This is a genomic window from Stenotrophomonas rhizophila (assembly GCF_000661955.1).
Lineage (GTDB): Bacteria > Pseudomonadota > Gammaproteobacteria > Xanthomonadales > Xanthomonadaceae > Stenotrophomonas > Stenotrophomonas rhizophila.
On the sequence record NZ_CP007597.1, the window covers coordinates 1 to 14,174 of the forward strand.

Genomic DNA, 14,174 nt, shown 5'->3' on the forward strand with positions numbered 1-14,174 from the left:
CTGCTCACGCAGCGGGGTTTTTCTTTGTGCGTTTCCGGGCGCGCGCCATGCGCGCACCCCGCACCCCGCGGCGTAGAGCCGACCGTTGGTCGGCTGCACGTCGCAATGGCGTTGCGGTGTACGTGGAATACCCCTGCCGAGCAACGCTCTGCCCTACCGGTAGAGCCGACCGTTGGTCGGCTGCACGTCGCAATGGCGTTCCGATGTACGTGGGATACCCCTACCGAGCAGCGCTCGGCCCTACCGGGGTAGAGCCGACCGTTGGTCGGCTGCACGTCGTAAAGGCGTTGCGGTGTACGTGGAATACCCCTGCCGAGCAGCGCTCCGCCCTACCGGTAGAGCCGACCGTTGGTCGGCTGCACGTGGCAATGGCGTTGCGGTGTACGTGGAATATCCCCTGCCGAGCATCGGCCCTTCCGAAGGCGTGCGGCTCTCACCGGAAGGCATGCGTGGAGCCCTGAATACCCGTGGAGCCGACCAACGGTCGGCTCCACCCCCGACGGTGTCACAGGGCAGCCGACCAACGGTCGGCTCTACCCAGGGTCACAGCCAAACAAAAACGGCGCCCTCGCGGGCGCCGTTTTGTTGTGTTACCTGCTACCCGCGCCATGCGCGGGCCAACCGGAATGAGCTGCTCAGGCCACGGCGGCAACTGCACGCCGTACCGGCGCTGCTGTCTGTGTGGCCTGTCCATGCCGGAACACCGCAACCGCTTCGCTCAGTTCGGCGGCCTGTTCTTCCAACAGGCGTGCCGCGGCGCTGGCCTCTTCGACCAATGCCGCGTTCTGCTGGGTGGCATCGTCCATCTGCACGACTGTCTGGTTGACCTGATCGATGCCGCTGGCCTGTTCCTGCGATGCCGACGAGATCTCGGCCATGATGCCGCTGACCGCTGCCACACTGCCGACGATCTCGGCCATGGTCTTGCCGGCATCCTGTGCCAGGTGCGCGCCGTCGGCGACCTGCTCCACGGAGGCATCGATCAGGCCCTTGATCTCCTTGGCCGCCTCGGCCGAGCGCTGCGCCAGGGTGCGCACTTCGCTGGCCACCACTGCGAATCCGCGGCCCTGCTCGCCTGCACGTGCTGCCTCCACCGCCGCGTTCAACGCCAGGATATTGGTCTGGAACGCGATCCCGTCGATGACGCGGGTGATGTCGCCGATCCGCCGCGACGCGGTCTGGATGGCCTCCATCGTGGTGACCACCTGGCCAACCACCGCGCTGCCGCGGCCGGCAACGTCCTGTGCGCCTTGGGCCAGCGTGCTGGCCTGGCGCGCATGCTCGGCGTTCTGGCGGACGGTGGAGGTCAGCTCCTCCATCGAGGCGGCGGTTTCTTCCAGGTGCGCGGCCTGGCGCTCGGTGCGCTCGGACAGATCACTGTTGCCGCTGGCGATCTCGCCGGCGGCCTGCGCGATCGCGCCGGTGCACTGCTGGATACGCTGCACCATGGCGGTGAGCTGTTCGGCGGTGGCATTGGCATCGCGTTGCATGGCGGCGAACGCGCCCTCGAACTGGCCGTGCATGCGCTGGTCCAGGTCACCGCGGGCCAACGCCGCCAGCACGCGGCGCACTTCGCCCACGGTGCCGCCCACGCTCTGCAGCAGCTGGTTGATGCCGCCGGTGAGGCCGTCGAGGAAGCTGGCCGTGCCCTCGGCCGACGGCAGGCGCCGGTCCAGGTCGCCCTTGGCGGCCGCCGCGACGATGTCGGCCACGGCGGTTTCCAGCTGCAGTTCCGCGGTGCGGTCGTGCCACTCCACGGCAAAGCCGAGACGCTCGCCGTGGTCGTCGAACACCGGCGTCACCACCTGGGCGAAATGCACCGGGCCGATCCGCACACGGCCGTGGTGCACCTGCTGCAGCGTGTTGAGGATGGCGCGGATGCGATCGGGGTTCACGTGGAAGCGGTGGATGCTGCTGCCCACCAGCGTGTCGACGTCGAAGTCGGGGAACGCCTCACGCAGGCTGGCCTGCTGGTTGCGCAACAGGGTCACCACCGACCGGTTCACGTAGCGGATCACGTGGTCGTTGTCGGCGATCATCATCGCGGTACGCGAGACATCCAGTGCACGGTGGATCTGCGCGTCCTCGGTATGCACGGTGGCAGCCCGCTGCTGCTGCTCGGCCAGGGCACGCGCGGCGGCGTCGGCCTGCTGCAGATCGCGCTGCCAGCGCTGGGTCTGCCGGCGGGTACGCAGCGCCAGCACCGCCAGCAGCACAGCGGCCACGAGAATGGTCAACGACCCCCCCCACTGCCGCTGCCACAGCGCCGTACCGCAGCCAGCGGCCAGCAGCAGCGCAGCGGCCACCGCGACGGTGCCGTCCAGGCGCTGCAACAGGGCGGGCGGACGGGGCGCGCGGGAAGGGTCGGGTGGGCGCGGCGCAACAAGTGGAAGGGCAGACATGGCGACTCCGGGATTCAGAAGCAGGGACGGCCGGTCGCGCGCGGAAGCGGACAGGCCAATGGCGCGCCGGTCACCGTCGATGCGGTGGGCGCTGCGGGGAAGACGAGGAGGGAAGAGGCCCGCATGCCGCGCGCGGTCGATAGCGACGCATCGACGGTGCGGAACACCGCCGGCATGGCCCGGTCCTGTGGGCGATGGCACGGCCAACACGGCATTGCGACGACCTTCCCTGAAGCCTTGGAGTGATGCGCGGCTTCGCGACGGCGGAGCAAGCGGCGACACAGGCCGAACGTGCCGGGCTGCCTTACGGGTATCGGCCGGGCAGCGCGGAAGTTGAGTGCGTCAGGATGCCGCAGGGCCGCCTGCAGGTACTGGCGGCGGCACGCCGCGGACCGTGCGACCGATGGCGGCGCTGTCAGCCGGCGAGGAAGCCGGTGATCACCTCGGCAACCACCTGCGGATGCTCCATGTGCAGGTGATGGGTGCCGGGAAACACGGACAGCCGGCCATCCCGCAGCAGGCCGATGCGCTGGCTGCGCAGGGGTTCGGGGTAATACGACTGCGCAGGCGTGGCGTAGATCACCTGGGTGGGGCATTCAATGGCCGCCAGCAGGTTGTCGATCTGCGCTTCGCTGAGGCGCAACGCAGTGGGCAGCATCAGGCGCGGGTCGCTGCACCAGCTGTAGCCGCCCTCGACCGGCTTGACCCCGCGCTCCACCAGCAGCCGCGCGCAGGGCTCGCTGAGCTGGTTGGCCATCATCCGTGCGCGGATCGGCGCGGCCAGGTCGGCAAACACCCGCAGGTTCCTGCCCGGCAGCGCACGGGCGGCGCGCACGTGGTCGCGCAGACGCTGCGCGGTTTCATCTTCGGGACCGCGCAGGCCACCGAGCGCTTCGATCGCCACCAGGCGCTCGACCCGCTCCGGCGCGGCGGCGGCGGTGAGGCTGGCGATGCCGGCGCCCATCGAATGGCCGAGCAGGGTGAAACGGTCCCAGCCCAGCGCATCGGCGACGTCCAGCACATGGCAGATCGCGCCGGGCGTGTTGTATTGGGTTCCCGGCGGCAGGTGCGCGCTGTGGCCGTGGCCGGGCAGGTCCAGGGCCACCAGGTCCAGTGCCGGCAGCTGGGCAGCCAGCGGCACGAAGCTGGCCGCGTTGTCGAGCCAGCCGTGCAGGGCCAGCACCCGCCTGCCCTCGCGCTGTGGCGCGCGCAGTCCCGCGGCGTGCACGCCCTGCACCTCCAGCGTGAAGGGCTGCAAGGTCATGCGAGCGCGGCGATGCTCAACCGCGACAACGCCAAGGCGTGTTCGGGCGCCGCATTGAGGCAGGGGATGTAGCGCATCTGCGCGCCGCGCGCGGCGAGGGTTTCGGTGAAGCCCAGCGCCACTTCCTCCAGGGTTTCCAGGCAGTCGGTGGCGAACCCGGGGCAGACCACGTCGATGCGGCGCACGCCGCTTTCTGCCATGGCCCACATCGTGGGTTCGGCATAGGGCTGCAGCCACTTCTCGCGGCCGAAACGCGACTGGTACGTCAGCTGCCAGGCGTCGTCGGGCAGCCCCAGCGCATCGGCGATGGCGCGGGCGCTGGCCTCGCAGCGCTGCGGGTATGGATCGCCGGCGTCGGCCAGGCGTTGCGGGATGCCGTGGAAAGAGAACACCAGCTTTTCGCCGCGACCGTGCTGCTGCCAGGCCTGCTGGATGCTGCCGGCCACGGCCGCCACCCAGTCCGGGTCCACCGCGTAATCGCGCACCAGGGTGACGGTGACGGCAGGGTGGCGCGGCTGCCACGCGCGCACCTGGTCTTCAATGGAGGCGGTGGTGGTGGTGGAATACTGCGGATACAGCGGCAGCACCACGATCCGGCGCATGCCCTCGGCAGCCAGCCGGTCCAGCTCGGCGGTGAGTGCCGGGGCGCCGTAGCGCATCGCATGGCGCACCCGCACGTCGGGCATCAACGCCTGCATCGCCTGCGCCAGCTGGCGCGTGTAGACCATCAGCGGGGAGCCGTCGGGCAGCCACACCTGGGCGTACTTGGCCGCCGAGCGGCCGCTGCGCAGGGGCAGGATAAGCCCGTACAGCAAGGGTTTCCACAGAATCGGCGGGATCGCGACCACGCGCGGATCGCTGAGGAATTCAGCCAGGTAGCGACGCACCGCCGGGGCGGTTGGCGTCTCGGGCGTGCCTAGATTGACCGCCAGCACGGCGGTGTCGGGTGCGTCGAGCATGGGCCCATTCTCGCAGGTCTGCGCGATTGGCGGGATGGATTCCACCCATCGTTGTGATGCGTTGGGTATATCAATAGACGGCATCACTCATTGCGGATTCATCGCGGGGCTTCTAACGTCGGGAAGCGTATCGACCAATGGTCCTACCTACCGCTATCTTGTGTGATCGACTTCTGGAGCCCACCCATGCGCCGCCTCAGCCTTGTACTGCTGATCTCCGCCAGCCTGTTGCTGTCCACCCAGGCGATGGCCGGACCACAGGAAGACCAGCGCGCCCGCAATGCGGTGCGTGTGCTCAATGAAATCCAGAACATCCCCGAACAGGGCATCCCCGACAAGCTGCTGGACGAAGGCCGCGCGATTGTCGTCATTCCCGACACGATCAAGGCCGGTCTGGTGATCGGCGGGCGCCGGGGCCATGGCCTGATGTCGGTGAAGAATGCCGATGGCAGCTGGTCCAACCCGGTGTTCGTGAAGCTCACCGGCGGCAGCATCGGCTTCCAGGCCGGCGTGCAGTCCTCGGACGTGGTGCTGGTGTTCCGCAACGACCGCAGCCTGGACAACCTCGTCAACGGCAAGTTCACCCTCGGCGCCGATGCCGGCGTGGCAGCCGGCCCGGTAGGGCGCAACGCGGCGGCGGCCACCGATGGCCAGCTGAAGGCCGAGATCTGGTCGTGGTCGCGTGCCCGCGGCCTGTTTGCCGGCGTCGCGCTGGACGGCGCGGTGCTGCAGATCGACGATGCCGCCAACCTGGACGCCTACGGCAGCAACACCACGCCGCGGATGGTGTTCGAGGGCCGTATGGGCGAGCCGCCGTCGATCGACGTGGTGGCCTTCCGCGACCGTCTGGAAGAAGCCACCTACACCGCCCGCGAAAAGCGTGGCACCGCTGGCAGCGCCCCGGCCCCGGCTGCGCGCCAGGCGGCCCCGGTCGCCGCGCCGGTGGCTGAACAGGCACCGGCGTCCGGTGCCACTACCGCTCCGCTGCAGCCGGCCCCGGCCCAGCCCGCGCCGCAGCAGGGCTTCCAGGCCGTTGGCGAAGGTGAAGTACGCACGGAATCACTGGACGGCAACTGACTTTCGTCACGCGCGCCGGCTAACACCCGGTGCGCTATGCTCAACCGTCTGATCACTACGTAACGCGAGCGGCTCATGGGCAGTTTCAGCATCTGGCATTGGTTGGTTGTGCTGGTCATCGTTCTGCTGGTGTTCGGCACCAAGAAGTTGACCAGCGGCGCCAAGGACCTTGGCAGCGCCGTCAAGGAATTCAAGAAGGGCATGCACGACGAGGACAAGCCGAAGGCGCAGCTCAACGACGCCTCGCGCCCGCAGGACTCGACGACGACGTCGCAGACCGAGCACGATCGCGACCCGCGCTGATCGGGACCGGCGGGCGTGTTCGATATCGGTTTCAGTGAACTGCTGGTCATCGCGGTCGTGGCCTTGGTCGTGCTCGGTCCCGAGCGCCTGCCCAAGGCCGCGCGCTTTGCCGGGCTGTGGGTGCGCCGTGCGCGGACCCAATGGGATTCGGTGAAGCAGGAACTGGAGCGCGAACTGCACGCCGATGAAATCAAGCGGCAGTTCCGCGACGTGCAGGCCTCCGTGCAGGACACCGAGGCGCAGCTGCGCGCCAGTGGTGAAGCGGTGCGCCGCGAAGCCGAGCAGATGCGCCAGGACGTGGCCCGACACGGCGACGACGTGGCCGCCGCCGCTGACGAACCGGTGATGACCGGCCCCGCGCCCGGCTCCCCGGCGAGCGTGGCCCAGCACGTGGTGGCGGCCGATGCCGTCGACGTGGCCGAGCCGGTGCGTGATGCGATGGCCCCGCCCGGCATCGATGGCACCGCGCCTCGCGTGGCGGCGCCTGTCGAAACGGCGCCGGTCGGCGCGCCTCACCCCGACACCGCACAGGACGCGCCGCTGCCGCGCGACGAGCAGGCACCGCGATGAGTGAACACGAGTACCCGGAAAGCTCGCTGGTGGAACACCTGATCGAGCTGCGTGCGCGCCTGGTGCGCGCGATCGTCGGCCTGCTCGCGGTGCTGCTGGTGCTGCTGCCGTTCTCGCGCAAGATCTATACGTGGCTGGCCGAGCCGCTGATCTCGCAGCTGCCCAACGGGCAGACGATGATTGCGACCAACCCGGCCGGCGCCTTCTTCGCGCCGTTGAAGCTGACCTTCTTCGTGGCCCTGTTCGTGGCCGTGCCGTGGCTGCTGTACCAGCTGTGGTCGTTCGTGGCGCCCGGCCTGTATGCGCGCGAAAAGCGCCTGGCGGTGCCGCTGCTGGCGTCTTCGGTGCTGCTGTTCTACCTGGGGTGCGCGTTCGCCTACTTCCTGGTGTTGCCGGCGGTCTTCCACTTCCTGACCACCTTCCGCCCCGAAGTGATTGCGATCACCCCGGATGCGAACGCCTACCTGGATTTCGTGCTGGCGATCTTCTTCGCCTTCGGCACCAGTTTCGAGCTGCCGGTGGCGATGGTGATCCTGGTGCTGCTGGGCTGGGTGTCGCCGCAGCAGTTCAAGGAAAGCCGCGGCTATGCGGTGGTGGGCATCTTCGTGGTGGCCGCGGTGCTGACGCCGCCGGACGTGGTGTCGCAGCTGCTGCTGGCGATCCCGATGTGCGTGCTGTACGAGCTGGGCATTCACGCGGCGCGGTGGCTGGTGCCGTCGTCGGTGGTGAAGCCGGCGGGGTGATCGGTGGCGGGCGTCGTGAACAAAAACCCCGGCAGATGCCGGGGTTTTTTGTGGTCGATCAGGCGGCGAAGACGTTGCCGGGGCCGCCGGGTACCGGCGGCGGGGTGCGGCCGCGGTGCGCGAACATCTGCTTCCAGGCGGCGTACACCGCGCCGACGTACAGCGGCATGATCACGGTGGTCATCGACAGCTGCATGACGAACGCGGCCGCTCCCATGCCGCCGAGCAGCAGGGCCACCTGCATCAGCACGAACACCAGGAAGTAGATGCACATCGCCGCGATCAGGCCCAGCACCATGAACACGGCCATGGCCGGGAAGTTCTCGATGCAGCCCTGCAGGCTCATGCGCAGCGCGTGCATGCCGCTCTGACGGTCGAACACCACCAGCGCCGGCTGCGCGAACATGGCCATGCTCAGCGCCACGAAGGTGGCGAAGGCGATCAGGATCCACAGCATGATGCGCTTGACCGGCACGTTGGCCATCAGCGCCAGGGTCTCTTCGTTGCTGAGCTGCTTGCCGGACTGCTGCAGTTCCTGCGCGCGGTGCAGCAGGTCGTTGAAGGCGCTGAAGCCTTCGCTGCCGATCAACGCAAACAGCAGCGTGCCCAACGCGATGATGGCGATCAGCTGGATCGCCAGCGGCACCAGAAGGTGGGTGACGCGACGGTCGCGGATGGGCTGCAGCAGGTGGGTCGGCAGGCCGGGACGGCCCTGGTCGATCTCGCTGACGGCCCACAGCATGCCGCCGAACATCAGCGGGCCCACCGCCAGCGACAGCAGCTGCACCATCAGCCCCAGCCAGCCCGGCAGCAGCTGGGCCAGCAGCAGGATCAGCGAGGTGGTCAGCATCCACACCACGCCGATCACGGCCAGTTGCATCGGTGCGCGGGCATACAGGGAAAACGCGTCCAGCAGCCATTGGGCGCCGGCCGAGGCGGGCAGCTTGCGAATCTCGCTCATACCATTCCGGAAGCAGGGGGAAGGGGCGCAGCCGCCCCGAATCCGTTCGATTATCCCTGTTTTCCGGACGCGCCACCTGAAGGCCGGGCAGCAATGCCGGGACGCTGCGTCGCAGTGCCCGGGACGCGGCTCAGGCGTTGCGGGCCTGGCGCACGAAACGGCGCAGCAGCTGCCGCGCCAACGGTGCCGCGCTGACCCCGCGCGCCACGCTGCGGGCGCAGCCACCGTGGCTGCGGATGCATTCGGCGCGGGCGCGCACGTAGCCGCGCATGTGGTGGGTGGCGAACTCCGGGTGGAACTGCACGCCCCAGGCCTGGCGGCCGAAACGGAAGGCGTGGCAGTTGTCCTGCGCCGAGCGCGCCAGGATCGACGCGCCCTCCGGTGCGCGCAGCACCGTCTGCATGTGGGTGGCGTGGGCCGGGAACCGCTCGGGCAGCCCGGCAAACAGCGGGTCGCTGCTGGCCGACGGGTCCAGGGCCAGCTCGATGGTGCCGGACTCGCGGCCGGCCGGGTTGTAGGCCACTTCGCCGCCCAGGGCGTGCGCCAGCAGCTGGTGGCCGTAGCAGATGCCAAATACCGGGCGGTCGTCGTGGACCACGCCGCGCAGCCACTGTGCGCTGCGCTCGCTCCAGTCGGCGCGGTCGGTGACGTAGGCGGCCGAGCCGGTGACGATCACCCCGGCGAAGTGGCGGTGGTCGGGCAGGGCGCCGCCGTGTTCGACATCCACCACCACCGTTTCGTCGGCGTCCAGCCCGGCCGCCACGCGGATCCAATGCGGAAAACGCCCGTAACGACGCAGCGAGGCGACGGGTTGGCCGGTTTCAAGAATCAGGAACGGGGCGGAATTCATCCGGGGGCGGCAGCACTGACAGGACTTCCTCGATTGTAGTCAGCCCTGCGGCCACCTTTTCAAGTCCCGCGCGGCGCAGGGTTCGCACCCCTTCAGCACGCGCGGCACGGTTGAAAGCGGCCAGATCCATGTCCGCGCGGATCAGGCTGCGCAGGCGCGAACCCAATGGCAGCAACTCATACAGCCCCACCCGACCCAGGTAACCGGTGCGCCGGCAGTCGATGCAACCAGCCGGTGCATATGGCGTGGGTGACTCAGGTAATGCTTCATCGGCATCAGCCAGCACCGCCCATTGGGCGGCACTGAGCGGGCGCGGCACCTTGCAGTTGGGGCACAGGGTACGCACCAGGCGCTGGGCCAGGATGCCGTTGAGGGTGGAGGCCAGCAGGTAGTGCGGCACGCCCAGGTCGAGCAGGCGGGTGATCGCCGAGGGCGCGTCGTTGGTATGCAGGGTGGACAGCACCAGGTGCCCGGTGAGCGAAGCCTGCACCGCCATCTGTGCCGTTTCCAGGTCGCGGATTTCGCCGATCATGATGATGTCCGGGTCCTGCCGCAGCAGGGTGCGCACGCCGCTGGCGAAATCCAGGTCGATGTTGGTCTGCACCTGCATCTGGTTGAATTCCGGCGCGATCATCTCGATCGGGTCTTCCACCGTGCACACGTTCACGTCCGGGGTGGCCAGCCGCTTGAGCGTGGAATACAGGGTGGTGGTCTTGCCCGAGCCGGTGGGGCCGGTGACCAGCACGATGCCGTGCGGGCGCTCGACCAGGGCGGTCCAGCCGGCCGCTTCCTGCGGGCTGAAGCCGAGCTGGTCGATGCTCTTGAAGGCCGCATCCGGGTCGAAGATGCGCATCACGCACTTCTCGCCGAACGCGGTGGGCATGGTGGACAGGCGCATTTCGACCTCGCGGCCGCCCGGCGAGCGGGTCTTGATGCGACCGTCCTGCGGGCGCCGACGCTCGGCCAGGTCCATGCGCCCAAGCACCTTGATGCGGCTGACCACGGCGGTCATCACCGCCGGCGGTACTTCGAACACCTTGTGCAGCACCCCGTCGATGCGGAAGCGCATGCGGCCCATGTCGCGGCGCGGCTCCAGGTGGATGTCCGAGGCGCGTTGTTCGTAGGCGTACTGCAGCAGCCAGTCGACGATGTGCACGATGTGCTGGTCGTCGGCGTTGACGTCGCCGGCGCGGCCCAGTTCCACCAGCTGCTCGAAGCTGGGCAGGGTGCCGTTGGTTTCGCCGCGTACGTCGCCGCGTGCGCCGCGCACCGAGCGGGTGACCCCGAAGAACTCCATGGTGTAGCGGTGCAGGTCGAGCGGATTGACCATCGCCAGCTCGATGCGGCGCCGGGTCAGGTGCTGCAGGTCGCGCAGCCATTCCTGCACCAGCGGCTCGCTGGTGGCCACCAGCAGGCGCTCGGCGTCCACCGCAAGCGGCAGGAAGCGGTGGCGGCGTGCGTAGGCATGGGACACCACGGCGGTCACCGAGGCCACGTCCACCCGGGTCGGGTCGATGCGCAGGTAGCGGCTGCCGGTGCGGGTGGCCAGCCATTCGGTCAGCCGTTCCAGTCCGAGTTCACCGCCACCGGCGGCGGCCAGTTTCAGGTTGGCCAGCAGCACCAGCGGATGGACCTCGCTGGCATTGCGCGCGCCCTGGGCCGAGAACCGGATGCGCTCCAGGTCGACCTCGGCCACCAGGCCATCGGCCACCAGCGCGGCGGCCACCTGGTCGAAGCCGAGCCGACCCGGCGGCAACGGCACCGGCGCGGCCGGCCCCGGGCCTGTGGCAGGGGCGAAAGGTACCGGTGGGCGCTGATCCATCCGCCAAAGTCCTCGAAGCGCGCCAGGCGCGCAGTAATGGGGTGGGCCGTCCGGAAGGCGGCAACGCGGTCGCTGGCTATACTAGCGCACCCCTCCTGCAGGCAAGAATCCGCCGCATGTCCGTCACCACGAACGTTGCCATCACTTTCCAGGGCCTGATCCAGACCCTCAACCAGTATTGGGCGCAGCAGGGCTGCGTGCTGATCCAGCCGCTGGACCTGGAGGTCGGTGCGGGCACCTTCCACCCGGCCACGTTCCTGCGCTCGATCGGTCCGGAAAGCTGGAATGCCGCGTACGTGCAGCCCTCGCGCCGTCCCACCGACGGCCGCTATGGCGAAAACCCGAACCGCCTGCAGCGGTATTACCAGTACCAGGTGGCGATGAAGCCCAGCCCGGACAACATCCAGCAGCTGTACCTGGATTCACTCAAGGCGCTGGGCATCGACCCGCTGGTGCACGACCTGCGCTTTGTCGAGGACAACTGGGAGTCGCCGACGCTGGGCGCCTGGGGCCTGGGCTGGGAAGTGTGGTTGAACGGGATGGAAGTCACCCAGTTCACCTATTTCCAGCAGGCCGGCGGCCTGGAGTGCAAGCCGGTGCTCGGCGAGATCACCTACGGTCTGGAGCGCCTGTGCATGTACCTGCAGAACTGCGACAACGTCTATGACCTGATCTGGACCTACGGTCCGGATGGCACCCCGGTCACCTACGGCGATGTGTACCTGCAGAACGAGATCGAGCAGAGCACCTACAACTTCGAATACGCCGATGTGGAGGAAATGTTCCACCGCTTCGATGCCTGCGAAAAAGAAGCGCAGACGCTGGTCGATGTGGGCCTGCCGCTGCCGGCCTACGAGCAGGTGTGCAAGGCCAGCCATGCGTTCAACCTGCTGGATGCGCGTCGCGCGATCAGCGTGACCGAGCGCCAGCGCTACATCCTGCGCGTGCGCGCGCTGGCCCAGGCGGTGGCCAAGCTGTACGAGGCCAAGCGCCTCGAAGCCGTCGCCGCCAAGGAGGTGCAGGCATGAGCACGATGCTGCCGCTGCTGATTGAACTGGGCACCGAAGAATTGCCGGTGAAGGCGCTGCCGGGCCTGGCCCAGGCTTTCTTTGATGGCATGGTCGATGGCCTGGCCAAGCGTGGCGTGGCCATCGAACGCGGCGATGCCAAGCCGTTGTCGACCCCGCGCCGCCTGGCCGTGCTGCTGCCCGGCGTGGCCGTTGAACAGCCCGAACAGCACAGCGAAGTGCTGGGCCCGTACCTGAACATCGCGCTGGACGCCGAGGGTCAGCCGACCAAGGCCCTGCAGGGCTTCGCGGCCAAGGCCGGGATCGACTGGAGCGCGCTGGAGCGCACCAGCGACGCCAAGGGCGAACGCTTCGTGCACCGTTCCACCACCCCGGGCGCGCGCACCGCCGCGCTGCTGCCGGAGATCCTGCGCGAGGCGATCGCGGCCATGCCGATCCCCAAGCCGATGCGCTGGGGCAGCCATGCCTATGGCTTCGCGCGCCCGGTGCATTGGCTGGTGCTGCTGCACGGTACCGAGATCATCGAGGCCGAGGTGCTGGGCCTGAAGGCCGACCGCATGAGCCGCGGCCATCGTTTCATGCACGACAAGACCGTGTGGCTGTCCTCGCCGGAGGACTACATCAGTTCGCTGCAGGCCGCCTTCGTGCTGGTGGATGCCGACGTGCGCCGTGCGCGCATCGTCGAGCAGGTCAACGCTGCCGCCGCCACGGCCGGTGGCCAGGCGCGGATCACCGAGGACAACCTGCAGCAGGTGGTCAACCTGGTGGAATGGCCGGCACCGGTGCTGTGCAGTTTCGAGCGCGAATTCCTGGCGGTGCCGCAGGAAGCGCTGATCGAAACCATGGAGATCAACCAGAAGTTCTTCCCGGTGCTCGATGCCGGCGGCAAGCTGACCGAGAAGTTCATCGGCATCGCCAACATCGAATCCAAGGACGTGAACGAGGTGTCCAAGGGCTACGAGCGGGTGATCCGCCCGCGCTTCTCCGACGCCAAGTTCTTCTTCGACGAAGACCTCAAGCAGGGCCTGGAATCGATGGGCGACGGCCTGAAGACCGTGACCTACCAGGCCAAGCTGGGCAGCGTGGCCGACAAGGTCGGCCGCGTGGTGGCGCTGGCCGGAGTGATCGCCCCGCAGGTGGGCGCCGACCCGGTGCTGGCCAAGCGTGCCGCACTGCTGGCCAAGAACGACCTGCAGTCGCGCATGGTCAACGAGTTCCCGGAGCTGCAGGGCATCGCCGGCCGGCATTACGCGCTGACCGGCGGCGAGTCGCCCGAGGTTGCGCTGGCCATTGACGAGGCCTACCAGCCCCGCTTCGGCGGCGATGACATCGCGCTGTCGGCGCTGGGCAAGGTGCTGGCCATTGCCGAACGCCTGGACACCCTGGCCGGTGGGTTCGCCGCGGGCCTGAAGCCGACCGGTAACAAGGACCCGTTCGCGCTGCGCCGCAATGCCTTGGGGCTGGCCCGTACGATCATCGAGAGCGGGTTCGACCTGGACCTGCGCGCGCTGGTGGACAGCGCCCTGGCCGGCCTGCCGGCCGCCGTGCAGCCCAGTGCCGAGCGCAAGACCGACGCGCTGCCGCAGGAGCTGTACGACTTCATCCTGGACCGCCTGCGTGGCTACTACGCCGACAAGGGCGTGCCGGCCACGCACTTCAACGCGGTGGCCGAGCTGAAGCCGGCGTCGTTGTATGACCTGGACCGTCGCATCGACGCCATCGGCATCTTCGCGGCCCTGCCCGAAGCCGATGCGCTGGCCGCGGCCAACAAGCGCATCCGCAACATCCTGCGCAAGGCCGAGGGCGACATTCCCGGCATGGTCGACCCGGCGCTGCTGGCTGAGCCCGCTGAAAGCGAACTGGCCGAGGCGGTGGAAGCGGCCATCGACGACAGCAACGCCAGCCTGCACCACAAGGACTACGTGAGTGTGCTGAACCGCCTGGCGCGCCTGCGCCCGCAGGTGGATGCGTTCTTCGATGCGGTGATGGTCAATGCCGAGGACCCGGCGCTGCGCGGCAACCGCCTGGCGCTGCTCAAGCGCCTGGGCGACCGCCTGGGCAGCGTGGCGGCGATCGAGCACCTGTCCAGCTGAGGCGTGGCGGGCAGTCCTGCCCGCCGGTGGTAATGCAGAAGGCGCGACGGCCCCGGCCGCTCGCGCCTTCTGCGTTTCAGGCCTGTCATGAGCGCGGGTGTC

13 protein-coding genes are annotated in these 14,174 nt (G+C 68.7%); 6 read left to right on the top strand and 7 right to left on the bottom strand.

The window, feature by feature from the left end:
- Positions 1–635: 635 nt before the first annotated feature.
- From DX03_RS00005 to hemH, 4 genes are all read right to left on the bottom strand, one after another.
- A complete protein-coding gene (locus DX03_RS00005) occupies positions 636–2,402 on the bottom strand; it encodes a methyl-accepting chemotaxis protein (protein WP_051598683.1) in 1,767 nt (588 codons plus the stop codon).
- Between the two features lie 14 nt (positions 2,403–2,416).
- A complete protein-coding gene (locus DX03_RS20985) occupies positions 2,417–2,578 on the bottom strand; it encodes a hypothetical protein (protein ID WP_185753415.1) in 162 nt (53 codons plus the stop codon).
- 239 nt (positions 2,579–2,817) lie between these two features.
- Positions 2,818–3,666, bottom strand: coding sequence for an alpha/beta fold hydrolase (locus tag DX03_RS00010; RefSeq protein WP_038685409.1), 849 nt, complete (start codon positions 3,664–3,666; stop codon positions 2,818–2,820).
- Positions 3,663–4,625 carry a ferrochelatase gene (gene hemH, locus DX03_RS00015; protein WP_038685411.1) on the bottom strand — a complete coding sequence of 321 codons (963 nt, stop codon included), beginning with the start codon at positions 4,623–4,625 and terminating at the stop codon, positions 3,663–3,665. The genes DX03_RS00010 and hemH overlap by 4 nt, the downstream gene beginning before the upstream one ends.
- A 186-nt stretch (positions 4,626–4,811) precedes the next feature.
- Between hemH and DX03_RS00020 the strand changes: the two genes are divergently transcribed.
- The 4 genes from DX03_RS00020 (at position 4,812) to tatC (ending at position 7,318) form a co-directional block, all read left to right on the top strand.
- Positions 4,812–5,702 (top strand): lipid-binding SYLF domain-containing protein, encoded by an 891-nt coding sequence (locus tag DX03_RS00020; RefSeq protein WP_038685413.1) that lies wholly within the window; start codon positions 4,812–4,814, stop codon positions 5,700–5,702.
- A gap of 75 nt (positions 5,703–5,777) precedes the next feature.
- Complete coding sequence (tatA, locus tag DX03_RS00025; RefSeq protein WP_038685414.1) at positions 5,778–6,005, top strand: Sec-independent protein translocase subunit TatA; 228 nt, start codon at positions 5,778–5,780, stop codon at positions 6,003–6,005.
- 15 nt (positions 6,006–6,020) lie between these two features.
- Complete coding sequence (gene tatB / locus DX03_RS00030) at positions 6,021–6,575, top strand: Sec-independent protein translocase protein TatB (protein WP_038685417.1); 555 nt, start codon at positions 6,021–6,023, stop codon at positions 6,573–6,575.
- Positions 6,572–7,318 (top strand): twin-arginine translocase subunit TatC, encoded by a 747-nt coding sequence (gene tatC, locus DX03_RS00035; RefSeq protein WP_038685419.1) that lies wholly within the window; start codon positions 6,572–6,574, stop codon positions 7,316–7,318. Before tatB ends, tatC begins: the two co-directional genes overlap by 4 nt.
- Positions 7,319–7,376: 58 nt before the next feature.
- On the opposite strand, the gene DX03_RS00040 is transcribed toward tatC, so the two are convergent.
- The 3 genes from DX03_RS00040 to DX03_RS00050 all read right to left on the bottom strand — a co-directional run bounded on the left by DX03_RS00040 (position 7,377) and on the right by DX03_RS00050 (position 10,951).
- A complete protein-coding gene (locus DX03_RS00040) occupies positions 7,377–8,279 on the bottom strand; it encodes a BPSS1780 family membrane protein (protein WP_038685421.1) in 903 nt (300 codons plus the stop codon).
- A gap of 130 nt (positions 8,280–8,409) precedes the next feature.
- Positions 8,410–9,129 (bottom strand): glutamine amidotransferase, encoded by a 720-nt coding sequence (locus DX03_RS00045; RefSeq protein WP_038685423.1) that lies wholly within the window; start codon positions 9,127–9,129, stop codon positions 8,410–8,412.
- The gene (locus tag DX03_RS00050) at positions 9,101–10,951 is read right to left on the bottom strand and encodes a GspE/PulE family protein (protein ID WP_038685425.1); all 1,851 of its coding nucleotides are present in this window, start codon (positions 10,949–10,951) and stop codon (positions 9,101–9,103) included. The genes DX03_RS00045 and DX03_RS00050 overlap by 29 nt, the downstream gene beginning before the upstream one ends.
- Positions 10,952–11,067: 116 nt before the next feature.
- Between DX03_RS00050 and glyQ the strand changes: the two genes are divergently transcribed.
- Both glyQ and glyS read left to right on the top strand, forming a co-directional pair.
- Entirely contained in the window at positions 11,068–11,979 is a 912-nt protein-coding gene (glyQ, locus tag DX03_RS00055; protein ID WP_038685427.1) for a glycine--tRNA ligase subunit alpha, read from the top strand.
- A complete protein-coding gene (glyS, locus tag DX03_RS00060; protein ID WP_038685429.1) occupies positions 11,976–14,072 on the top strand; it encodes a glycine--tRNA ligase subunit beta in 2,097 nt (698 codons plus the stop codon). The genes glyQ and glyS overlap by 4 nt, the downstream gene beginning before the upstream one ends.
- The last annotated feature ends 102 nt before the right edge of the window (positions 14,073–14,174 follow it).